General features: G+C 71.5%; 22 protein-coding genes. 6 read left to right on the top strand and 16 right to left on the bottom strand.

Going from position 1 to position 20,993, the window contains the following annotated elements; all coding sequences use genetic code 11:
• Positions 1-33: 33 nt before the first annotated feature.
• The 3 genes from AB0I91_RS34080 to AB0I91_RS34090 form a co-directional block, all read right to left on the bottom strand.
• Positions 34-1,269, bottom strand: coding sequence for an MFS transporter (locus tag AB0I91_RS34080; protein WP_498779231.1), 1,236 nt, complete (start codon positions 1,267-1,269; stop codon positions 34-36).
• 452 nt (positions 1,270-1,721) lie between these two features.
• Positions 1,722-2,396, bottom strand: coding sequence for a Crp/Fnr family transcriptional regulator (locus tag AB0I91_RS34085; protein ID WP_033441932.1), 675 nt, complete (start codon positions 2,394-2,396; stop codon positions 1,722-1,724).
• A 198-nt stretch (positions 2,397-2,594) separates the two neighbouring features.
• Positions 2,595-2,846 (bottom strand): hypothetical protein, encoded by a 252-nt coding sequence (locus AB0I91_RS34090; RefSeq protein ID WP_015097743.1) that lies wholly within the window; start codon positions 2,844-2,846, stop codon positions 2,595-2,597.
• A gap of 280 nt (positions 2,847-3,126) precedes the next feature.
• Between AB0I91_RS34090 and nth the strand changes: the two genes are divergently transcribed.
• Genes nth through AB0I91_RS34110 form a run of 4 tightly spaced genes read left to right on the top strand, consistent with a single transcriptional unit; the run spans position 3,127 to position 6,345 of the window.
• A complete protein-coding gene (gene nth, locus AB0I91_RS34095) occupies positions 3,127-3,894 on the top strand; it encodes an endonuclease III (protein WP_498779232.1) in 768 nt (255 codons plus the stop codon).
• The gene (locus AB0I91_RS34100; RefSeq protein WP_499615713.1) at positions 3,891-4,493 is read left to right on the top strand and encodes a TlpA disulfide reductase family protein; all 603 of its coding nucleotides are present in this window, start codon (positions 3,891-3,893) and stop codon (positions 4,491-4,493) included. The genes nth and AB0I91_RS34100 overlap by 4 nt, the downstream gene beginning before the upstream one ends.
• Entirely contained in the window at positions 4,490-5,161 is a 672-nt protein-coding gene (locus AB0I91_RS34105) for an NUDIX hydrolase (protein WP_498779234.1), read from the top strand. The genes AB0I91_RS34100 and AB0I91_RS34105 overlap by 4 nt, the downstream gene beginning before the upstream one ends.
• Positions 5,158-6,345: a MarP family serine protease gene (locus AB0I91_RS34110; protein ID WP_498779235.1), complete on the top strand. Its 1,188-nt coding sequence runs from the start codon at positions 5,158-5,160 to the stop codon at positions 6,343-6,345. The genes AB0I91_RS34105 and AB0I91_RS34110 overlap by 4 nt, the downstream gene beginning before the upstream one ends.
• On the opposite strand, the gene AB0I91_RS34115 is transcribed toward AB0I91_RS34110, so the two are convergent.
• The 5 genes from AB0I91_RS34115 to AB0I91_RS34135 form a co-directional block, all read right to left on the bottom strand.
• Positions 6,346-7,272, bottom strand: a complete 927-nt coding sequence (locus AB0I91_RS34115) for an alpha/beta fold hydrolase (protein WP_498779237.1) — start codon at positions 7,270-7,272, stop codon at positions 6,346-6,348.
• Positions 7,273-7,280: 8 nt separating this feature from the next.
• Positions 7,281-7,751, bottom strand: a complete 471-nt coding sequence (locus tag AB0I91_RS34120) for a phage holin family protein (protein WP_498779239.1) — start codon at positions 7,749-7,751, stop codon at positions 7,281-7,283.
• 59 nt (positions 7,752-7,810) lie between these two features.
• Positions 7,811-9,019, bottom strand: a complete 1,209-nt coding sequence (gene nhaA, locus AB0I91_RS34125) for a Na+/H+ antiporter NhaA (protein WP_499615709.1) — start codon at positions 9,017-9,019, stop codon at positions 7,811-7,813.
• Positions 9,020-9,166: 147 nt separating this feature from the next.
• Positions 9,167-11,143: an acetate--CoA ligase gene (gene acs / locus AB0I91_RS34130; protein WP_498779243.1), complete on the bottom strand. Its 1,977-nt coding sequence runs from the start codon at positions 11,141-11,143 to the stop codon at positions 9,167-9,169.
• A gap of 200 nt (positions 11,144-11,343) precedes the next feature.
• The gene (locus tag AB0I91_RS34135; RefSeq protein ID WP_499640617.1) at positions 11,344-11,913 is read right to left on the bottom strand and encodes a GNAT family N-acetyltransferase; all 570 of its coding nucleotides are present in this window, start codon (positions 11,911-11,913) and stop codon (positions 11,344-11,346) included.
• 92 nt (positions 11,914-12,005) lie between these two features.
• Here AB0I91_RS34135 and AB0I91_RS34140 point away from each other — a divergent pair, with 92 nt between their 5' ends.
• Entirely contained in the window at positions 12,006-12,731 is a 726-nt protein-coding gene (locus AB0I91_RS34140) for a Fic family protein (RefSeq protein WP_499615705.1), read from the top strand.
• 113 nt (positions 12,732-12,844) lie between these two features.
• Here the strand turns inward: AB0I91_RS34140 and AB0I91_RS34145 are convergent, their stop codons facing one another.
• From AB0I91_RS34145 to AB0I91_RS34160, 4 genes are all read right to left on the bottom strand, one after another.
• The gene (locus tag AB0I91_RS34145; protein WP_499640619.1) at positions 12,845-13,075 is read right to left on the bottom strand and encodes a hypothetical protein; all 231 of its coding nucleotides are present in this window, start codon (positions 13,073-13,075) and stop codon (positions 12,845-12,847) included.
• Positions 13,072-13,596, bottom strand: coding sequence for a PIN domain-containing protein (locus tag AB0I91_RS34150; protein WP_499640621.1), 525 nt, complete (start codon positions 13,594-13,596; stop codon positions 13,072-13,074). The genes AB0I91_RS34145 and AB0I91_RS34150 overlap by 4 nt, the downstream gene beginning before the upstream one ends.
• Before the next feature lie 65 nt (positions 13,597-13,661).
• Complete coding sequence (gene kynU / locus AB0I91_RS34155) at positions 13,662-14,783, bottom strand: kynureninase (RefSeq protein WP_498779251.1); 1,122 nt, start codon at positions 14,781-14,783, stop codon at positions 13,662-13,664.
• The gene (locus AB0I91_RS34160; RefSeq protein ID WP_498779253.1) at positions 14,780-15,595 is read right to left on the bottom strand and encodes a tryptophan 2,3-dioxygenase; all 816 of its coding nucleotides are present in this window, start codon (positions 15,593-15,595) and stop codon (positions 14,780-14,782) included. Before AB0I91_RS34160 ends, kynU begins: the two co-directional genes overlap by 4 nt.
• Positions 15,596-15,702: 107 nt before the next feature.
• Between AB0I91_RS34160 and AB0I91_RS34165 the strand changes: the two genes are divergently transcribed.
• Positions 15,703-16,152, top strand: coding sequence for an Lrp/AsnC family transcriptional regulator (locus tag AB0I91_RS34165; RefSeq protein ID WP_201438208.1), 450 nt, complete (start codon positions 15,703-15,705; stop codon positions 16,150-16,152).
• Here the strand turns inward: AB0I91_RS34165 and murQ are convergent.
• The 4 genes from murQ to AB0I91_RS34185 form a co-directional block, all read right to left on the bottom strand.
• Positions 16,121-17,056, bottom strand: coding sequence for an N-acetylmuramic acid 6-phosphate etherase (murQ, locus tag AB0I91_RS34170; RefSeq protein ID WP_498779254.1), 936 nt, complete (start codon positions 17,054-17,056; stop codon positions 16,121-16,123). The genes AB0I91_RS34165 and murQ overlap by 32 nt on opposite strands.
• Entirely contained in the window at positions 17,053-17,970 is a 918-nt protein-coding gene (locus AB0I91_RS34175; RefSeq protein ID WP_498779255.1) for a MurR/RpiR family transcriptional regulator, read from the bottom strand. The genes murQ and AB0I91_RS34175 overlap by 4 nt, the downstream gene beginning before the upstream one ends.
• Before the next feature lie 109 nt (positions 17,971-18,079).
• Positions 18,080-19,732 (bottom strand): serine hydrolase domain-containing protein, encoded by a 1,653-nt coding sequence (locus AB0I91_RS34180; protein WP_499640624.1) that lies wholly within the window; start codon positions 19,730-19,732, stop codon positions 18,080-18,082.
• Positions 19,733-19,744: 12 nt separating this feature from the next.
• Positions 19,745-20,992 (bottom strand): exo-beta-N-acetylmuramidase NamZ family protein, encoded by a 1,248-nt coding sequence (locus tag AB0I91_RS34185; RefSeq protein ID WP_498779258.1) that lies wholly within the window; start codon positions 20,990-20,992, stop codon positions 19,745-19,747.
• Between the last annotated feature and the right edge of the window lies 1 nt (position 20,993).

Below are 20,993 nucleotides of genomic sequence, written 5' to 3' on the forward strand. Positions count from 1 at the left end.
TGTGGCCGGTGCGTCGGCGGGGGACGCGGGCGGTCAGCGCGAGACCAGGGCCAGTTCGTCCTGGCGCAGCGGCACGCCGGCGGCCACCGTGCCGCGGAAGATCCACACCAAAGCCGCGATCACCAGACCGGCGCCCGCCGCCGCGACGAACGCCACGCCGGTGCCGTAGACCTCGACCAGCTGACCGCTCGCCGACTGGCCGATCGCCAACCCGACCGTCACCGCCGTCACCACCCAGCCGAACGCCTCGGTGGCCGTCCCGGCGGGCGCGACCTGCTCGATCGCCGCCGAGTGGGTGGTGGCCTGCGGCGTGATCAGGGTGCCGACCACGAACAGCGCCGCACCCAGGCCGATCAACGTCGTCGGCACGGCGAGCAGCAGCGACAGCAGCGCGAACCCGCCGAGCAGCACCGGCAGCCGCAGGTGCATCGCCCGCGGGAACGGCTTCATCGAGTACAGGATGCCGAACAGCACCGAGCTCACCGACCACAGGCTGAGCAGCAGCCCGCCCATGCCGACGTGACCGGCCTGCGCCGCGGCCGCAGGCACGGCCACCTCGATGAACCCGATCGTCACGCCGAAGCCCAACGCCGCCAACGCGACCGTGCGCATGCCGGGTGAGGCCAGCGCGCCGAGCAGGTTCCGGCTCATCGGCGCCGGACGGACACCGCGCACCGTCGGGTTCAACGCGAACCACAGCGCGCCGACCGCCATCGACGCCGCGCCGATCACCACGCCGGTCCCCGCCCACGGCGCCGTGACCAGCAGCCCGGCGAGACCGGGACCCAGGATGAAGAAGACCTCCATGCTGATCGCCTCGTAGGCGTACCCGGCCAGCCGCGTGGGCCCGGCCGGCAGCACGTGCGACCACAGGGCGCGGGACGCGGAGCCGACCATCGGCTCGGTGATCCCCACCAGGAACGCCACCGGCACCAGCACGGCCAACGTGGCGCCGGCCTCGACCGCGCCGATCGCCAACGCCACGAACACCGCGAACAGCGACACGGCGCCGAGCAGCGGGCGGGTCGGCCCGTGCCGGTCCATCAACCTGCCCTGCACGATCGACCCGACCGCGACACCCACCAACGACGACGCCGACACCAGACCGGCCGCGGCGAACGAGCCGGTCTCGCGCTGCACGTAGAGCAGCAGCGACAGACCGACCATCGCGATCGGCAGGCGGGCGAGCAGGGACGCGACCACGGGGCCGCGCATTCCCGGGGTGGTGAGGGCAGCTCGGTAGTCGGAGAGGCGGGCAGAGTGGGACATGTGTACCAGTATGCCCCGCACTGGTACGCCCGTACCAGTCATCGCGCGGTGTGATCCATCACCTGGTCATCGCGGGTGCGCCGGATGGTCTTGAACCGTCCATCGGCTGGGAGTGGGTTGCAGTTCGGTTACAACAATGGGATGACCGGGTGAAACCACCCGGAGAAACCGCTGAACAGAGGGTCCTTGAGGGTGAACGGGCTTGAGTTGCGGGGGAGGTGGCATGCGATCGTGGAAGCAGCCACCACCAAATCACCGCCAAGCTGCCGTCGTGCCGTTTCGACTGCGGTAGCAGCGGGTAACCAAGCCTCCTTCCGGCGCCACGAGGGTCGGGGCCTGCGGGTGCCGGAGGTGTGGAAGGCGCGGTCTGTCGGGGGATGGGCCGTGCGGCAACAAGACCGGTGCGCCGCGTCGGGGGCGGCGCCCGGTCTTGTTGTTCTCTCCGGTGCTGTTCAGCGGGCGCGGCGGGCCAGGCGCTCCGGGTCCAGGATCAGCACGCTCTTGCCTTCCAGTCGCAGCCAACCGCGGTGGGCGAAGTCGGCCAGCGCCTTGTTCACCGTCTCGCGCGAGGCGCCCACGAACTGGGCGATCTCCTCCTGCGTCAGGTCGTGGGTGACCCGCAGCAGTCCGGCCTCCTGGCTGCCGAAGCGCTGCGCGAGCTGCAGCAACGCCTTGGCGACCCGGCCGGGCACGTCGGTGAAGATCAGGTCGGCCAGCATGGAGTTCGTCCGGCGCAGCCTGCGGGCCAGGGCCCTCAGCAACTGCTCGGCGATCTCCGGCCGGTTGGTGATCCACTGCCGCAGCGCTGGGCGGTCCATGCTGACCGCGCGCACTTCGGTCACCGTGGTCGCGGTGGACGTGCGCGGACCCGGGTCGAAGATCGACAGCTCGCCGAACATGTCGGACGGTCCGAAGATCCCCAAGAGGTTCTCCCGGCCGTCCGGCGACTTGCGGCCGATCTTCACCTTGCCGGACTGGATGATGTAGAGCCGGTCTCCCGGCTCGCCTTCCGCGAAGATCACGTGGCCACGCGGGAATTCAACAGACTCCAGGGTCTGCGCCAGCGCCTCCGCTGCGGCCTGTTCAACCCCCTGGAAAATGCCCGCGCGGGCCAGGGTCTCGTCCACCTCGTCCCTCCTGTCGAGACGCGGCGGCATGGTTGAGCGCGTTCCGCCTTCTGGCGGATCAGCGCCTGCCGCCGATCACTGAGTGCAGTCTAAGGGCTGTGGTCGGGATCGCCTTTCGGCGCGCCGCCCATCGCAGCCCGGACAGCCCGATAAGGCCCGCGGGGGGTTGACCCCGTGGGCCTCGCCGGTCCTTCCCGCTTAGCGGCGGGTGCGCCGCTGACGCAGGTTCCTGGCACGACCGCCCAGCCTGCGCAGCCGGAACAGCTCCAGCGCGCGGCCGATGCCGTGCCCGTAGAGCGCCCTGACCTCGTCGGGGCGCGCCGACTCCAGGAACTCCTCGACCTCGTCCTCCTGCACGGCGACGTGCCGCAGACGAGCTTCGACGCGCTCCATGAAGAGCGCGAAGAACATGATCACGATCGGAACGGCGATGACGAACCAGGCAGTCATGATGGCTCCGATCCTTGCGCATCCGGTTCGGCGCGCGGTCAAGGGGGGTCATTCCGGCGTGTCGGTTCGAGGTCCTTCAGACGTTCAAAGGACGTGTGCGGTCGGCCGATGGTTGCCTGCCCACGATCGTCGCGCGTCAAACCGGACGCCGCCCGCCGGCCCGTATCCCCCGCGAGGGTGGGTCTTCCCGGAGACCACGCGGGAACCCCGGGAGACCCGGCGGGGCTCCGCCGACGACCGAGCCGCCGTGCGCACGGCGCCGGCCAGTAATCTCGTCCGCATGGCGAAGAGCGCGGTGAAGCAGCCGGAGACGCGGCTGGGGCTGGTCCGCCGGGCGCGTCGCATGGTGCGGGTCCTCGGTGAGGGTTACCCCGACGCGCACTGCGAGTTGGACTTCACCGAACCGCTGGAACTGCTGGTGGCCGTGGTGCTCTCGGCGCAGACGACGGACGTGCGCGTGAACCTGGTCACGCCCGCGCTGTTCAAGCGGTACCGGACGGCGGCCGACTACGCCTCCGCCGACCGCGCCGAGCTCGAGGAGCTGATCAAGCCGACCGGGTTCTACCGCAACAAGGCGACGTCGCTGATCGGCCTCGGTTCGGCGCTCGTGGAGCGGTTCGGCGGCGAGGTGCCCGGCCGGCTCCAGGACCTGGTGACGTTGCCCGGCGTCGGCCGCAAGACCGCGAACGTGGTGCTGGGCGACGCGTTCGGTGTGCCCGGGATCACGGTCGACACGCACTTCGGCCGGCTCGTCCGCCGCTGGGGCTGGACCCGGGAGGAGGACCCGGTCAAGGTCGAGCACGCGATCGGCGCGCTGGTCGAGCGCAAGGAGTGGACCTTGCTCTCGCACCGCACGATCTTCCACGGCCGCCGCGTCTGCCACGCCCGAACCCCCGCGTGCGGTGCGTGCCTGCTCGCGCCGCAGTGCCCGTCCTACGGCATCGGCCAGGTCGACCCGGTCAAGGCGCAGAAGCTGGTCAAGGGCGAGGAAGCGCCGCACCTGATCGAACTCGCCGAACGCGTGCGTGCGGGGGAGAAGCTGGCGTGAGCTCGGCAGCGCGGTGGGCCGCCGTCGTCCTGGTGCTGGCGGTGGCGGGCGTGGTCGCGCTGTGGCCCCGCTCACCGGACCCGGTCGACCAGGCCGCGATCCCGACCCGGACCGAGCGGACGACGGACCTGGACGCGGCGCGCGCCCAGGCCGCGCTCCGGCCGTGCCCGCAAGGCCCGGCGGACGCTCAAGGGCCCGGGGTCCTGCGAGGTGTGACGGTCACGTGCCTGGGCGACGGACGGCCGGTCGACGTGGCGTCCACCGTGACGGGCCGGACTGTGGTGAACTTCTGGGCCACCTGGTGCGTTCCCTGTCAGGAGGAGCTCAAGGTCCTCGACGCCTACGCGCGGGAGCCCGGCGCGGCGGCGGTGGTCGCGGTCCTGGTGGAGAGCAAGGAGGCTGACGGTCTGGAGCTGTTGGCGAAACTCGGCGTGCACCTGCCGTCGGTGGTCGACCCGCCCGACGCGGTGCGCAAGGCCGCCCGCGTGCCGCGGACGTTGCCGATGAACTACGTCGTCGGCGCGGACGGCTCGCTGACCCAGGTCACCGATCCCGTCACCTTCACGTCGGTCGAGCAGGTGCGCGAGGTGGTCGGATGACGGCCCTGGTCGACCCGGACGACGTGCCCGAGTGGATGGGCGGGCTGGTCAAGGCGACCGCCGAGATCGACGCCCGCGCGTTCACCCGGATCAAGCCGCCGCCCGACGGCACCGGACGTCCCGCCGCCGTGCTCATGCTGTTCGGCGAGGGTCCGGGCGGTCCCGACGTGCTGCTGCTGCGGCGTGCCGACACGCTCGGCTCGCACCCCGGGCAGGTCGCGTTCCCCGGCGGCGCGGCCGACCCGACCGACGACGGCCCGGTGGACACGGCGCTGCGCGAGGCGTTCGAGGAGACCGGCGTGCTGCGCGAGGGCGTGCGGCCGGTGGCGACGTTGCCGCAGTTGTACGTGCCGGTGTCCGGGTTCGTCGTCACGCCGGTGCTGGCGCACTGGGACGAGCCGTCGCCGGTCGCGCCCGTCGACCCGGCCGAGACCGCGGCCGTGGCGCGGGTGCCGATCGCGCACCTGGCGGACCCGGCGAACCGGTTCCGGGTGAGCCACCCGTCCGGGTACATCGGTCCGGCGTTCGCCGCGCCCGGCATGCTGGTGTGGGGCTTCACCGCCGGCCTGCTCGACGGCCTGCTCGCACTGGGCGGGTGGGAACGGCCGTGGGACCGCGCGGACGTGCGCGATCTCGACCTGGCCCTGCGCGCGGTGGAGGTCTCGTGAACTGGGTCGACCTGCTCGTGCTGGCGCTGGCCGCCTTCGCCGCGGTCTCCGGCGCGCGGCAGGGCATGGTCGTGGCGCTGCCCGCGTTCGTCGGGGTGCTGATCGGCCTGGTGCTGGGCACGCAGCTCGCGCCGCTGGTCGTCTCCCGGGTCGACAGCGTGGTGACCAAGGTCGTGTTCGCGGTCGGCATCGTGGTGCTGCTGGTGGCGTTGGGCGAGACGCTGGGCGTCTACATCGGCCGCAGCATCAAGTCGAAGGTCAACTCCACCCCGTTGCGCGGCGTGGACAACGCGCTGGGCGCGATCGTGCAGGGCGCGGTGGTGTTCGTGGTGGCGTGGATGATCGCGCTGCCGCTGACCATGGTCGCGGGCCTGCCGTCGTTGGTGAAGTCGCTCAACCAGTCGGTGATCCTGTCCACGGTCGACGACACCATGCCGCAGGCCGCGCGCACGTTGGCCGACGACCTGCAGAACCTGTTCGACGTGTCCGGTTTCCCGGCCGCGATGGACCCGTTCGACCGGACGCCGTTGCGGGAGGTGGGTCCGCCGGACCCGGCGCTGGGCGCGAACCCGATCGTGCGGAAGCTGGAGCCCAGCGTGCTGAAGGTGCGCGGGCGCGCGCCGTCGTGCTCGCGGGCGTTGGAGGGGACGGGTTTCGTCATCTCGCCGGAGCGGGTCATGACGAACGCGCACGTGGTCGCGGGCACGACGGACGTGACCGTCGAGGTCGGCATCGGCGAGTTCGACGCCACCGTCGTGCACTACGACGCGCAGACCGACATCGCGATCCTGGCGGTGCCGGACTTGGAGGCGACGCCGCTGCCGTTCCGCACCGACGAGATCGCGCCGGGCGAGGACGGGATCGTGCTCGGCTACCCGCTGGACGGGCCGTACACGGCGTCCGAGGCGCGGGTGCGCGAGCGGATCAGGATGCTGCGCGGGCCGGACATCTACGACGCGCAGACCGTGACGCGGGACGTGTACACGGTGCGGGCGACGGTGCGCAGCGGCAACTCCGGCGGGCCGTTGGTCGACCCGCAGGGCCGGGTGATGGGCGTGGTGTTCGGCGCGGCCGTGGACGACCAGGAGACCGGGTTCGTGCTGACGGCGGACGAGGTCGCGGAGGAAGTGGCGAAGGCGCCGACGATGGTGCGCCGGGTGTCCACGCAGACCTGCGCGTCGTGACTAGACCTTCGCGAGGAAGTCGGTGATGTGCCGGCTGGTGGTGTCCGGCGCCTCCTGGTGCGGGAAGTGGCCCACGTCCGGCAGCACGGCGTACGCGGAGCGGCCGCCCGTCCACAGCCCCGAGTCGGCCGCGGTCTGCTCCAGCACCACCGGGTCGAGCGCGCCGTGCAGCTGGAGGACGGGCACGTCCAGCCTGCGGTCCACCGCCTCGGCGAAGCGGCGGCCGTCGCTGCGCAGCTGGGACCGCACGGCCCAGCGGTGGTACTCCATGGAGCTGTGCGCGACGCCGGGCACCAGGACCGCCTCGCGGTTGCGGCGCGCCACCTCGTCGAACTCGGGCGACACCCTCCACTTCGGACCGCCCCACGCGCCGAGCATCCCGGCGACGGCCGCACCGCGGTCCCTGGTCAGCCACCGCTCCGGGTAGACCGGGAGCTGGAAGCGGAACAGGTGCGCGCTCGCCCGGCCCTGGCGGCGCGGGTGGCGGCGGATCGCGCGGCGCAGCGCCAGCGGGTGCGGCGCGGACACGGCCGTCACCGAGTAGACCAGCCGGGAGTGCATGGCGGCGACCGTCCACGCCAGCATGCCGCCCCACGCGTGGCCGACGAGGTGCGCCCGCGGTTCGCCGAGCGCCTTCACCAGGCCCGCGACGTCACCGGCGAGCGTGAACCCGTCGTAGCCGCGCGGTGGTTTGTCGGAGTCGCCGTAGCCGCGCAGGTCGACGGCCACGGCGCGGTAGCCCGCCTCGGCGATCGAGACGAGCTGGTGCCGCCACGTCCACCAGAACTCCGGGAAACCGTGCAGCAGCAGCACGAGCGGGCCCTCGCCCAGCTCGGCGACGTGCAGGCGGATGCCGTTCGCGGACACGTCGCGGTGCGTCCACGGGCCGGGCACCCGAGCGGTCGACGGGTCCGGCGGCAGCCGCACGGCGCGGCTCAGCGGCCCTCGCCGCGGTGCCGGAGTGCCGCGACGGTGTCCTTGGCCGAGTCGATGGTCCGCTGCGGCGCCCGCAGCTTCTTCACCTTCCGGTACCCCAGCAGCGCGAACAGCACCGCGGTGACGAGCATCAGCCCGAACACGATGAGGAACGCCGACCAGCGCGGCAGCCACACGTCCAGCAGCTCGGCGCCGAAGAAGAAGAGGAAGAACGAGCTGAACAGCAGCACCGTCAGCGCGATGATGAAGTAGACGCTGCCCTTGAGGCCCTTCTTGACCTCGCCCGCGACCTCGGACTTGGCGAGCTCGACCTCCGCCCTGACCAACGTGGACAGGTGGGCCGTGGCGTCGCGCACCAGGCCGCCGATGGACGTTTCCTCCGCGATCTTCACCGCGCTCTCCGCGGTCAACGGGATCGACGGAACAGGTGGCAGGCCGCTGCCGTTGGTGTTCTCCCGAGCGCTGGTCACCGGCTCATCGTGCCATGCACGCGGGACCGAGGCCGCCCGACCGGCTGAACGACTGCGGTTTACTCGTCGTCGTACTCGTCCTCGTCGGCGCGCTGGTGCACCCGGCTGCGCCGGACCAACAGGACCGCCGCGAGCAACGACGCCGTCAACGACGCCAGCAGCACCGCCGCCTTGGCCTGCTCGGCCGCCGGGCCCTCCAGCGCCAGGTCCGCGATCAACAGGCTCACGGTGAACCCGACCCCGCCGAGCATGGCCACCGCGACGATGTCCCGCGGTCCCGCGCCGCTCGGCCACCGGGCGGCCTTGAACAGCACCGCCAACGCCGACGCGCCCACGATGCCGACCACCTTGCCCACCACCAGGCCGAGCATGACGCCCCACGCCAGCGGGCTGGCGAACAACGAGCCCAACGCCTCGCCGTTCACCGGCACGCCGGCCGCGAACAGCGCGAACAGCGGCACCGCCACGGCCGCCGACCACGGCTGCAACCGGTGCTCCAGCCGCAGCGCCGGCGCCTCGTGCTCGTAGCGGTCCTTGCGCACGCGGGTCAGCAGGGCCAGCGCGACGCCCGCGATGGTGGCGTGCACGCCCGCCGCGTGCACGGCGACCCACGTGCCCACCGCGATCGGGACGTACAGCCACGGCGTCGTCACCCGCTTGTGCTGCAGGAACGCGTACAGCGCCAGCAGCGCGACCGCGGTCGCCGCCGCGACCAGGTTGAACGACGCGGTGAACAGCACCGCGATGAGGATGATCGCGCCGAGGTCGTCCACCACGGCCAGGCTGAGCAGGAACAGCCGCAGGCCGTTCGGCAGGCCGGACGCGGTGATCGCCAGCACGCCGAGCGCGAACGCGATGTCCGTGGCCACCGGGATCGCCCACGCCCGTTCGACGCCGGGCTCACCCCAGCCGACGCCCAGCGCGATCAACGCGGGCACGACCATGCCGCCGATGGCGGCCACCACGGGCAGGATCGCCGACTTGAAGTCGTTCAACTCGCCGATCACGAGCTCGCGCTTGAGCTCGAGCCCGGCGACGAAGAAGAAGATCGCGAGCAGGCCGTCCTTGGCCCAGTCGCCGACGCTCAGGCTCAGGTGCAGCGACTCGGGTCCGAGGTGGAAGTCCCGCAACGCCGTGTAGGAACCGGAGATCGGCGTGTTCGCCCAGATCAGCGCCACGGCGGTGGCGGCGAGGAGGATCATGCCGCCGACGGTCTCCGTGCGCAGGTAGCGCGCGAACTCGACGGCGGTGGGGCGAATGCGGTTCAAGATCGACTCCGGTGGTTCGGCAACGACTCATCCTCGTGCCGACCAGGCTTCCCGGCTCACCGGGACCGACCCTAACCCACGGAGGGGCCCGCCGACGAACCGGCGGACCCCTCCTGTGCTCGACCTCAGTGCTCGGTCCTGCCCTGCTCAGTCCTCCTGGGCGCCCGACTTCAGACCGCTGGAGATCAGGTCCATCACCGACGAGTCCGCGAGCGTGGTCACGTCGCCGACCTGCCGGTTCTCCGCCACGTCGCGCAGCAGGCGGCGCATGATCTTGCCCGAGCGGGTCTTCGGCAGCTCCGGCACGACCATGATCTGCCGCGGCTTCGCGATCGGGCCGATCTCCTTGGCCACGTGGTCGCGCAGCGCCTTGATCGCCTCGGCGCCGTCGGAGCCCTCGGCCACGCCGCCGCGCAGGATCACGAACGCCACGATGCCCTGGCCCGTGGTCGGGTCGGTCGCGCCGACCACCGCCGCCTCGGCCACCGTCGGGTGCGAGACCAGCGCGGACTCGACCTCGGTGGTGGAGATGCGGTGCCCGGACACGTTCATCACGTCGTCCACCCGGCCCAGCAGCCAGATGTCGCCGTCGTCGTCGTACTTCGCGCCGTCGCCGGCGAAGTAGAAGCCCTGCTCGGCGAACCGCGACCAGTACGTGTCGCGGTAGCGCTCCTCGTCGCCCCAGATGCCGCGCAGCATGCCCGGCCACGGCTGGTCGAGCACCAGGTAGCCGCCGCCACCGTGCGGCACCTCGTTGCCCTGGTCGTCGACGACCTTCGCGCCGATGCCGGGCAGCGGGCGCTGCGCCGAACCGGGCTTGGCGGACGTCGCGCCGGGCAGCGGCGAGATCATGATCGCGCCGGTCTCGGTCTGCCACCAGGTGTCCACGACGGGCGTCTTCCCCGCGCCGATGGTCTCCCGGTACCAGATCCACGCCTCGGGGTTGATCGGCTCGCCGACGCTGCCCAGCACGCGGAGGCTGGACAGGTCGTACTCGGCGGGGATGTCGGCGCCCCACTTCATGAACGTGCGGATCAGCGTCGGCGCGGTGTAGTAGATCGACACGCCGTACTTCTGCACGATCTCCCAGTGGCGGCCCTCGTGCGGGGTGTTGGGCGTGCCCTCGTAGACGACCTGCGTGACGCGGTTGGACAGCGGGCCGTACACGATGTAGCTGTGCCCGGTGACCCAGCCGATGTCGGCGGTGCACCAGTAGACGTCGGTGTCCGGCTTGAGGTCGAACACGTTGTAGTGCGTGTACGACGCCTGGGTCAGGTAGCCGCCGGAGGTGTGCAGGATGCCCTTGGGGCGGCCCGTGGTGCCCGACGTGTAGAGGATGAACAGCGGGTGCTCGGAGTCGAACGCCTCCGGCGTGTGCTGGTCGGACTGGCGGTCGACGACGTCGTGCCACCAGACGTCGCGGCCCTCGGTCCACTCGACGTCGGAGTTCGTGCGCTTGACCACCAGGACGTGCTCGACGCTCGCGGCCTTGGCCACGGCCTCGTCCACGGCGGGCTTGAGCGCCGCCGGGTTGCCGCGCCGGTACTGGCCGTCGGTGGTGATCACCAGCTTGGCCTGCGAGTCCTCGATGCGGGTGCGCAGCGCCTCGGCGGAGAAGCCGCCGAACACCACGCTGTGCATCGCGCCGAGCCGTGCGCAGGCGAGCATGGCGAAGATCGCCTCGGGGACCATCGGCATGTAGATGGCGACCCGGTCCTCCGCGCCCACGCCCAGCTCGACCAGCGCGTTGGCGGCCTTGGAGACCTCGCGCTGCAGGTCGGCGTAGGTGATGGCGCGGCTGTCGCCGGGCTCGCCCTCCCAGTGGATGGCGACCTGGTCGCCGTGGCCGGACTCGACGTGCCGGTCGACGCAGTTGTAGGCGACGTTGAGCTTGCCGCCGACGAACCACTTCGCGAACGGCGCGTTCGACCAGTCGAGGACGCGGTCCCACTTCGTGTCCCAGGACAGCCGCTCGGCCTGCTTCGCCCAGAACGCCTCGCGGTCGGCGTCCGCCTCCTCGTACAGCGCGGAGGTGGCGTTGGCCTGCGCGGCGAAGTCCTCGCTCGGCGGGAACGTCCTGGTCTCCGTCGACAGGTTGTCCAGGGCGACTTGCGGCTCTGTCATGGCGGGCGGACCTCCTGAATCCGTGGGGTGCGCACTGACCGTAGTGCGATTCAGCTCACTGCGCACCCAAAAGGTTCAGACCAATTGTGGCCGATTCGAAACGCGTGGGTAACTGTGTAACCCGTGGCAGGCCCGGTGACCACCGCGATTCCGCCGAACGACACCTGGGTTGCGACCAGCGGCACGTCTCGTGACCCACGTCACGTCGTGAGCCTGGCCTTCAGGGCCGGCCACTCGTCCGAGGTCATCGAGTACACGACCGTGTCGCGCAGGGTGCCGTCCGGCCTGATGCGGTGCACGCGGAGGACGCCCTCGCGGGTCGCGCCGAGGCGTTCGATGGCCCTCTGCGAGCGCTCGTTGCGCAGGTCGGTGTGCCAGCCGACGCGGAGCGCGCCCAGGTCCTCGAAGGCGCGGCGCAGGAGCAGGAACTTGGCGTTCGTGTTGAGGGCGGTGCGCTGCCAGCGCGTGCCGATCCACGTGTGGCCGATGTAGAGGCCGCGGTTCTTCGGGTCGATCTCGTAGTACGACGTGGTGCCGGCGACATCGTTCGTCCGCGGGTCGATCTGCGCCCAGACCAGTCGGGTGGGGTCGGCGAGGCTGCGCTCGACGTAGGCGCGGGTGTCCTCGACCGTCGTCGGCTGGGGCGTGCTGAGCCACGTCCAGACGTCGGGGTCCTTGCCCGCCTCGTGCAGGCCCTCGGCGTGGTCGGGGCTGAGCGGTTCGAGGCGGACGTGGCGGCCGGTGAGGACGGGGCGGTCGTACCAGTTCATGGCGTGGACGCTAGGTCGGCTAGTGGCTACTTGGAATATCCATTTCCGGCTTGTTGTGAAGGGCCACTTACCGGCGGGTAGTGTGCTCCGGCGTGACCGATCCGCTTGCTCCGCTGCTGGACCTGCCCGGTGTGGCCGACGCCGTCGCCGGTGCTCGTGACGCCGTGTTCCAGGTGCACCGGCACCGGGTGAACCTGCGCGGGTGGGCGACCACCGCGGCCGAGGCGTCCGTGCGCGCCGCCCGTGCGTCGGCGGCGTTGGACGGCGGGCCGACCGCCATCCCGTCGGACGGGTCGGTGTCGGACCCCGTGCTGGCGGGTGCGCTGCGGGTGGCCGAGTCGCTGGGCGTGGTGCTGCCGACGTGGCAGCGGGCGCCGTTGCAGGCGTTGGCGCGGTTGCACGTGCTGGCGGGGGCGGACCTGGGCGGTGAGCTGGGACGTCCCCGTGCGGCGGCGGGCGTCTCGGAACGCCTCGGGCTGCTGTCGCAGCTCGTCACCGGCGGCACGTCCGCGCCCGGTCCGCTGCTGGTGGCCGTGGTGCACGGTGAGCTGATGTCGCTGGCGCCGTTCGACACGGCGAACGGCGTGGTGGCGCGTGCGGCGTCCCGGCTGGCGTCGATCGCCACGGGCCTGGACCCGAAGTCGCTGGGCGTGCCGGAGGTCTTCTGCCTGCGCCGGCAGAACGACTACGCCTCCGCCCTGCACGGCTACTCGACCGGCGATCCGGACGGCATCACCCGCTGGCTGCTGTTCTGGTGCGAGGCCCTGACCGCCGGCGCCCGCGAAGCGCGGAGCATCGCGGACGCCGCCTCCGCTTAGGCCGGTGCGTCCGGGCAAGGAAAAACCCGGCCCACGAGGGACCGGGCGGGTATGGATCCAGGCTATCCGGTCCCCGTCGGCTTATCAAACGCCGCTGCCGCCGAAAGCGGACGTCACCAGCCCGGTGGCCGGGTGTAGCGGCCGGCCGGGTCCGGGAGCTGGTGGCCGGTGTAATCGCCGCTGTTCAGGGTTCGCCACCAGTGGTTCCCACTGCCCAACCCAGTGCCCGCGTTCATGGACAGGGCACCCGCGGTGTAGCCGCCGCCGGGGTTGACCAGACCTACGGGCACGCGGTTCCACGCCTCGTGGACGGGCATCCGGAGATCGCTGTCGTTGCTGATCACGATGACCGCGTCCACCACGGACGTGAGACGTCGACCAGGAGGTGTGCGGCGACGTTGACGTCCGAGCCCTTCTCCTCGAACGTCGCCACCGAGGCCATGAACACCGCGTCGGTCACCGGTGCGCCCCCGTCCTGGACCATGATCGGCCAGGTTGGTGCAACCAGGACGGGGTGGTGCCTGCTCTTCCCGCCACCGCCCTTCTCCACGGCCAACGGCCTCTTGACGACCTTGCTGATGTAGTTGCCGTACTCGATGTGGTCCACGCTACCTGCGGCGAGCAGAGCCTTGAGGTAGACGTCCTGGTCCTGGGATCCCGACGCGTTGTGCGCGGCGCTGATGCGAGCGGTGCGGTACACGATCCGTTCGAGCGAGGCTGACGGCCAGTCGACCGCCTTCTCCGCCAACAAGGTCTCGACCAGCGCCCGGACGTCCAACCAACGCCAACCGGCTGTACCCCGACCACAGTGCTTACGCCCGCCGTAATACAGGTTGTAACCGTCCACGTACACACCGACACGCATCCGCCGATGCTAGGGGAGGACTGCGTGCTCGATATCGGCACGTGTCCGGCTGCCGAACCCGCGGGTCAGAGCAGTTCTTTCAGGGTGGCCGCGGCGCGGTCGGCGTCGGTGAAGGTGTTGTAGAGCGGGGCGAAGCCGAAGCGCAGCAGGTCTGGCGGGCGGTGGTCGCCGATGACCTGGCGCTCGACCAGCTCGCCCATGATCCGCTCGGCCTCGGGGTGGCGCAGGCTGATCTGGTGGCCGCGCCAGTCGTCGGCCGGCGTGATCACCTCGATGCCCGGCAGGTCTTCGACCAGCGACCGGAAGTGCGCGGTCAGGGCCAGGCCCTTGGCGCGGACGTCACGCAGGTCCACGTGGTCCCACACGTCCAGCGCGGCGTCCAGGGCGAGCATCGAGATGATGTCCGGCGTGCCGACGCGCGCCCGCGAGACGCCCGGGTCCGGCGTGTACTCCGGCGACATCGCGAACGGCACCTCGTGGCCCGTCCACCCCGTCAACGGCTGCTCGAACGTCGCCTGCGCGTGCTTCGGCACGTAGAGGAACGCGGGCGAGCCCGGCCCGCCGTTGAGGAACTTGTACGTGCACCCCACGGCCAGGTCGACGTCCAACGCGTCCAGCTCGATCGGCAGCACGCCCGCGCTGTGGCACAGGTCCCACACGACCTTCGCGCCCACCGCGTGCGCCTGCTCGGTCAGCTTCGCCATGTCCAGCAGCCGACCCGTGCGGTAGTCGACGTGGTTGAGCAGCACGACCGCCGTCGTGTCCCGCAGGTCCAGCTCCTCCGGCGGCGCCGGCCGCAACGCCAGGCCGGTCAGCTCCGCCACCGACCGGGCGATGTACCCGTCGGTCGGGAACGTCCCCGCGTCCACCACGATCTCCATGCGGTCGGTGTTGCGCACCGCCGCCATCAGCGCCTTGAACAGGTTCACGCTGGTCGAGTCGGCCACGACGACCTGCCCGGGCTTGGCCCCGACCAGCCGGCCGACGCGGTTGCCGACCCGCTCCGGCGCCTCCCACCAGCCCTCGGACCAACTGCGGATCAGCCGCCGACCCCACTGCTCGCGCACGACCTCCTGCACGCGTTCGGCGACGGCCTTCGGCGGTGCGCCCAGGGAGTTCCCGTCCAGGTACACCACGTCGTCGTCGAGGTCGAACAAGTCGCGGATGTGCGCCAACCGGTCGTTCATACGTAGCTCCTGGCCGTCCACAGTTCGGGGAACACGGAGCGTTGCGTGCGCTTCTCCAACCACGCAACCCCCGCGGAGCCGCCGGTCCCGGTTTTCGCGCCCATCGAACGTCGGGTGGCCAGCAGGTGGTCGTAGCGCCAGCGGGCGAACTCCTCGGCGATGTCGGTCAACGCCTCGCCGAGTTCGAGCAGGTCACGCGACCCGCCGCGGTAGATGTCCGCCCACACGGCCTCCACCTGGGCGTTCGGCTCGTACGGCCCGCTGACGTCACGCTCCAGCACTTCCGCCGGGATCGGCAGCCCCTGGCGGCTCAGGGCGGCGAGCACGTCGTCGTACAGGCTCGGCTCGTGCAGCAGCCGTTCGAGCGCGTCGTGCTGCTGCGGCACGGCCCGGTGCGGCACGAGCATCGACCGCGACTTCTCGCCGAGCAGGAACTCCACCTCGCGGTACCGGCCCGACTGGAAGCCGGAGCCCTCGCCGAGGGCGTCGCGGAAGGAGTTGAACTCGGCGGGCGTCATCCGGGCGATCGGCCGCCACGCCGCGTTGAGCGCCTGCATGTGCAGGTCGCTGCGGCGCAGCGTGCGGACCGCCGCACGCAGGTCGTCGGCGCGCAGTTCGGACTTGGCCTGCCGCCACTCGAAGCACAGCAGGCCGAAGTACAGCTCCATGACCTGCGTGATCACCAGGAACGACATCTCACGCGGGTCCTTGGACCACTGCTGCTGCAGCGAGTGCAGCACGGAGGCGTGCACGTAGTCCTCGTAGGGCGTCGTGCCGCCGAAGTCGAGTTTGGGTGAGACGGGGCAAGTCATGCCTTCCATCATGACCGCGCGTTCGGGGTAGTTGAATGGGTGACGAACAGTGTTGCAGCGGAAAGTTCTTACGAACGGAAGGCGTTCGCCGGAGTAGCTTTGCGGTTGTGAGCATCGAGCTGGACGGCGTGGACTGGGCCCTGCTGGAGGCCCTGCAGGAGGACGCGCGGCTGTCGTACAACGAGCTGGCACGGCGCGTGCACGTGTCGCCCCCGACGGTCGCGCAACGCGTGCGGCGGCTGGAGAACGCGGGCGTCATCACGGGGTACCGCGCGACCGTCGACCCGACGGCGGTGGGACGGTCGGTGGTCGCCCTGGTGCGGATGAAGTGCTACGGACCCCGGTGCATCACGGTGCACCCGGAGCTGCTCGACGACTGCCCCGAGGTGGTGGAGGTGGTGCGGCTGACCGGCGACATCTGCTCGGTGGTCAAGGTGGTGACCACGTCGATCAGCGAGTTGGAGCGGTTGCTGGTGCGGCTGGGCGGCTACGGCGAGACGTCCAGCGCGATGGTGCTGTCGACGCCTATCCCGTGGCGCCCGGTGCTAGCTGGCTGAGCGCCATCCGGACGTGCCCCTGGGTGCGTTCCAACGCCTCCGCAGCGCGCGCGGCGGGCACACCGGACAACAGGTGCACCAACGCGACCTTCAGGTCGCCGCCCGAGTCGGCCAACGCCGTCGTGCACTCCTGCTCGCCCAGGCCCGTCGCCTCGCGCAGGATGCGCACCGTGCGGCCGCGCAGCTTGGCGTTGGTCGCGCGCATCGACACCATCAGGTTCGAGTACGTGCGGCCGAGCCGGACCATCACCGCGGTCGAGAACGACGTCAGCACCAGCTTCTGCGACGTGCCCGCCTTCATCCGGGTGGACCCCGCGATCGCCTCCGGGCCGGTGTCGACCGCGATCAGCACGTCCACGTCGACCGGGGCGGGCGCGGTCGGGTTGTTGGACACCAGCACGGTGTGCGCGCCGAGCGAGCGCGCCTCCTCCAGCGCGGCCATCACGAACGGCGTGCGGCCGGACGCCGTGACGCCGACGACCAGGTCGCCCGCCGCCGCGTGCTTGCGGATCTCGGCGGCGCCGTCGGACCCCTGGTCCTCGACGTCCTCCACGGCGTTGACCAGGGCGTCCCGGCCGCCCGCGTGGTGGGCGACGAACCAGTCCGGCGGCGCGTTGAACGTCGGCACCAGCTCGGCGGCGTCGAGCGTGGCCAGCCGGCCCGAGGTGCCCGCGCCGACGTAGTGCACGCGGCCACCGCCGCGCAGGGCGCCCACGGCGAGGTCCGCCGCCCGCGCCAGCTCGGGCAGCACGGCTGCCACGGCGTCGGGGACCAGGTGGTCCTCGCTGTTGATCAGGCGGAGCACGTCCAGCGTGGAGAGCCGGTCGATGTCCTGCGTCCGCGGGTTCCTGGCCTCGGTGGGTGAGTCCACGCGGACCGCGACACCGTCCGGGGGCGGGGTCATTTACCGGACTCCCGACGTCGCCTGCCGTCCGGTCGGGCGCCGAGGCGGTGCCCCGACACCGCGTCGTACGTCGCCTCGAGCGCCGACTTGGCGCTGTCCACGTGCCGTTGCGCGACACCGATGAACAGGCAGTCGATCACGGTGAGCTGGGCGATCCGGCTGGCCATCGCGCCCGAGCGGAACGTGGTCTCGCGCGCCGCCGTGGTCAGCACGTGGTCGGAGACCTCGCTGATCGGCGAGCGCGGGAAGTTCGTCAGCGCCACCGTGGTCGCGCCGTGCTCCTTGGCCACCCGCAGCGCCTCGACGGTCTCGGACGTGGAGCCGGTGTGCGAGATCCCGACCGCCACGTCGGCCTCGGTGAGCACAGCCGCCGACGTGAGCGCGATGTGCGTGTCGTTCCAGGCGAAGCAGGTACGCCCTATGCGGTGCAGCTTCTGCTGGAGGTCGAACGCGACGAACGCGCTCGCCCCGAACCCGTAGACGTCGACCCGGCCCGCGCCCGCGACCGCCGCGACCACCGCTTCGAGCGTCTCCACGTTCAGCTGCTCGGCCGTCTCCTCGACCGCGCGCGCGTCCGCGAACGCCACCTTGCCCACGACCTGGCGCATGTCGTCGCCGGGGCCGATGTCGCCGCCGAGGTCGCGGTCGGGGCGCATGGACGTGCGGGCCGTGTCGGCGGCCAGCGCTATGCGCAGCTCCGGGTACCCGCCGACGCCGATGGCCTTGCAGAACCGGGTCACCGTTGTCTCGCTGGTGCCCGCGGCCTCGGCGACCTCGGTGATGCTGCGGTGTGCGACGGTCGCCGGGTTGTCCAGCACGACCTTGGCGACCCGCTGCTCCGCCCGGGCCAGGCCGGGCAGGAGTGAACGGATCTTGACCAGAGGACTGGAGTCGGCGGTACTTTCGGTGGACACGTGGGAAACTTACTAACCGCTCAACGTACGGTCAACGCGGGGTGGGGGTAACTCACCCCAACCGTGACCCAATCTCACCGCTTGGCGGGATCGGGCGGACCGAATGTCACTAACGGTCCGCGGTCCGCCACCCTTCGAGGCTCATCGCCGCTGGTTCGCGCTCCGCGTCCAGCGCCACTCCCCGTTCGTCGGTGACGCGGACGGCGTCCACGTACACGCCGCGCCCGCCGTAGCCCGTGCCGCGCACGTACCGCCAGCGGAACTTCGTCGCCGACTCCGTGTCGACCTCGACCTTCTGCCAGCGCCGCTGCCCGTAGCCGGCCAGCACCCGGACCTCACGCCAGGCCGACCCGTCGTCGGTCGCCTCCACCACGACCTGGTCGCCCGGGTCGAGGTCGACGAACGCCCAGAACGACAGCTTCTGCCGATCGGAGCGCCGCGGGAGGTCACGCGTGGTCAACGTGCCGCCGGCCGTCTCCGGCGTCCACGCCGTGCCGTGCCGCGGGCGCACCGCCAGGGCCTGCGCCAGGCCGTTGGCCGCCACGCGCCGGGCCGGGTTGATCGAGCCCCAGTTGCGGCTCGGGTGCACGCGGTTGGTCAGCAGGATCGCGATCGACCGCGACAACGGGTCCAGCACCAGCGTGGTGCCCGTGTAGCCGGTGTGCCCGGCGGCCCTCGGCGACGTCAGCGCGCCCATGTACCAGCGCTGGTCCAGTTCGAAGCCGAGGCCGTGCGAGTTGCCGGGGAAGGCCTGGTTGAAGTCGGTGAGCATCAGCTCGACGGTGTCCTCGCGCAGGATCCGGCCGCCCGCGTGCGCGCCGCCGTTGAGGATCGCCTGGCCGAGCACGGCCAGTTCGCGCGCCGTGGAGAACATGCCCGCGTGGCCCGCGACGCCGCCCAGCGACCAGGCGTTCTCGTCGTGCACGGTGCCGCGGATGATGCCCCGGCCCGCCTGGTACTCGGTGGCCGCGATCCGGTCCAGCTTGGCCGCCGGCGGGTTGTAGCCGGTGTCCACCAGGCCCAGCGGGCGCGTGATGTCGTCGTGGACGAGCTGGTCGAGCTTCTTGCCCGACCACTTCTCGACCAGCACGCCGAGCGTGATCAGGTTCAGGTCCGAGTACAGGTAGGTGGTGCCGGGGGTGCTGCGGGGCGTCGTGTCCATCACGGCCTTGAGCCGGGACGGGATGTCCGGGTACTGCGACCACAGCGGCAGCCACGCCACCAGGCCCGAGGTGTGGGTCAGCAGCTGCCGGACCGTGATCTTGTCCTTGCCGTTGACGCCGAACTCCGGCAGGTGGCTCGCGACCGGGTCGTCCAGGCCGAAGCGGCCCAGCTCGTGCTGGCGCATCACCACGATCGAGGTGAACAGCTTGGAGATCGAGGCCAGGTCGAAGATCGTGTCCTGGGCCATCGGCACCCGTTGCGACTCGGGCAGCTCGGTGCCGGCGGCGTCGCTGTAGCGGACCGCCCAGCCCGTCGGCTCGTGCGTGACGACCACGCCGTCGTGCGCGAACAGCGTGACGGCGCCCGCGAACAGCGGGTGGCCGGTCGCGTCCGGGACGGTGTAGCGCTCGATCTGCGCCAGGGCGGCGTCCAGCGGGGCCTGGTCGAGTCCCACGCGGTCCGGGGTACCCGTTCTCAGCACGGCGCTCGACCAGCCTTCGTGCGGCTGGTCGAAGCGGGCCTCACGGCCCTCGGCGTGCGCCGGCAGCGTGACGGACACGGCCATCGTGGTCGCGATCAGCAGGGCGGGGATGCGCATCGCTGTCTCCCTCTACCGGTAGCGCAGGTACGGCTGGCGGGTGCGGTCGAACGCGGCCAGTTCGTCGGCCCAGGCCCCGACCACCTCGTCGGTGCCCGCGCCCGCGTCGACCATGCGGCGCAGCCGGTCCGAGCCGCTGAGCTTGTCGATGTAGAGGTCCGGCCGCCACGCGAAGACCTGGGGGTAGCGGGCCTTCGCGGTGACGATCATGGCGACGGCGGTGCGCGGCGCGTCGAACCGGTGCGGGTCGGTGAGGTGCAGGACGACACCGCCGCAGAGCTTGTTGGCGAACTTGTTGAACGTGGGCGTGAAGTAGGTCTCGCGGAACCGGACGCCGGGCAGCCCCAGCGCGTTCAGGTCCTCGGCCCACCGCCAGTCCAGGCCCGGCGCGCCGATCGTCTCGAACGGGCGGGTGGTGCCGCGGCCCTCGGAGAACACGAGCCCCTCGAACAGGCACGTGCCGGGGTAGACCAGCGCGGTGTCGTGCGTGGGGACGTTCGGGCTCGGCGGGACCCACGGGATGCCGGAGTGCAGGTCGTCCCGCTTCCAGCCCTTGACGTCGACCACTTCGAGGCTGCTCACCCGGCCGCCGTCGGTCGGCAGGAACTCGCCGTCGAACAGCCGCGCCAGCTCGCCGATCGTCATGCCGTGCTGCTGGGCGATCGGCTTGCGGCCGACGAACGTGGCGTAGGCCGGGTCGAGCTGCGGGCCGCGGGCCGTGCCGCCGACCGGGTTGGGGCGGTCGAGCACGACGAACGCCACCCCGGTGGCGGCGGCGGCCTGCATGACGGCGTACATCGTCCAGATGTAGGTGTAGAAGCGCGCGCCGATGTCGGCGATGTCGAACACGAGCGTGTCGACGCCCGCCTTGGTGATCATCTCGGCGATCTTGGCGGTGCTCGCGCCGTAGGTGTCGTAGACCGGGATGCCGGTGCGCGGGTCGAGGTAGTTCCCCTCCGAGCCGCCTGCCTGCGCCGTGCCGCGGAAGCCGTGCTCGGGGCCGAACGCGGCGTGCGGCCTGAGCCCGGCGGCCACCATCGAGTCGACGATGTGGGTGTGGTCGCGCAGCACGCCGGTCGGGTTGGTGACCACGCCGACCTTGCGGCCCGCGAACCGCCGCCAGCCGTCCTCGGCCAGCTGCTCGGCGCCGGTCTTGATCAGCCGCGGCCGGTCGGGGTGCTCGGGGGCGCTGTCGAAGGCGCTGAGCGCCGGGACGGCGAGGGCGCCGGCGCCCGCGGCGAGGAAGTGCCTGCGGTCCATG

It is taken from the genome of Actinosynnema sp. NPDC049800 (genome assembly GCF_040656635.1).
Lineage (GTDB): Bacteria > Actinomycetota > Actinomycetes > Mycobacteriales > Pseudonocardiaceae > Actinosynnema.

Excerpts from the sequence above, each read along its gene's own strand:
- kynU (WP_498779251.1), bottom strand. The coding sequence starts at position 14,783 with ATGAACGACCGGTTGGCGCACATCCGCGACTTGTTCGACCTCGACGAC.
- nth (WP_498779232.1), top strand. The coding sequence starts at position 3,127 with ATGGCGAAGAGCGCGGTGAAGCAGCCGGAGACGCGGCTGGGGCTGGTC.
- AB0I91_RS34080 (WP_498779231.1), bottom strand. The coding sequence starts at position 1,269 with ATGTCCCACTCTGCCCGCCTCTCCGACTACCGAGCTGCCCTCACCACC.
- AB0I91_RS34180 (WP_499640624.1), bottom strand. The coding sequence starts at position 19,732 with ATGCGCATCCCCGCCCTGCTGATCGCGACCACGATGGCCGTGTCCGTC.
- murQ (WP_498779254.1), bottom strand. The coding sequence starts at position 17,056 with ATGACCCCGCCCCCGGACGGTGTCGCGGTCCGCGTGGACTCACCCACC.
- AB0I91_RS34160 (WP_498779253.1), bottom strand. The coding sequence starts at position 15,595 with ATGACTTGCCCCGTCTCACCCAAACTCGACTTCGGCGGCACGACGCCC.
- AB0I91_RS34105 (WP_498779234.1), top strand. The coding sequence starts at position 4,490 with ATGACGGCCCTGGTCGACCCGGACGACGTGCCCGAGTGGATGGGCGGG.
- AB0I91_RS34185 (WP_498779258.1), bottom strand. The coding sequence starts at position 20,992 with ATGGACCGCAGGCACTTCCTCGCCGCGGGCGCCGGCGCCCTCGCCGTC.
- AB0I91_RS34150 (WP_499640621.1), bottom strand. The coding sequence starts at position 13,596 with ATGCGTGTCGGTGTGTACGTGGACGGTTACAACCTGTATTACGGCGGG.
- acs (WP_498779243.1), bottom strand. The coding sequence starts at position 11,143 with ATGACAGAGCCGCAAGTCGCCCTGGACAACCTGTCGACGGAGACCAGG.
- AB0I91_RS34135 (WP_499640617.1), bottom strand. The coding sequence starts at position 11,913 with ATGAACTGGTACGACCGCCCCGTCCTCACCGGCCGCCACGTCCGCCTC.
- AB0I91_RS34090 (WP_015097743.1), bottom strand. The coding sequence starts at position 2,846 with ATGACTGCCTGGTTCGTCATCGCCGTTCCGATCGTGATCATGTTCTTC.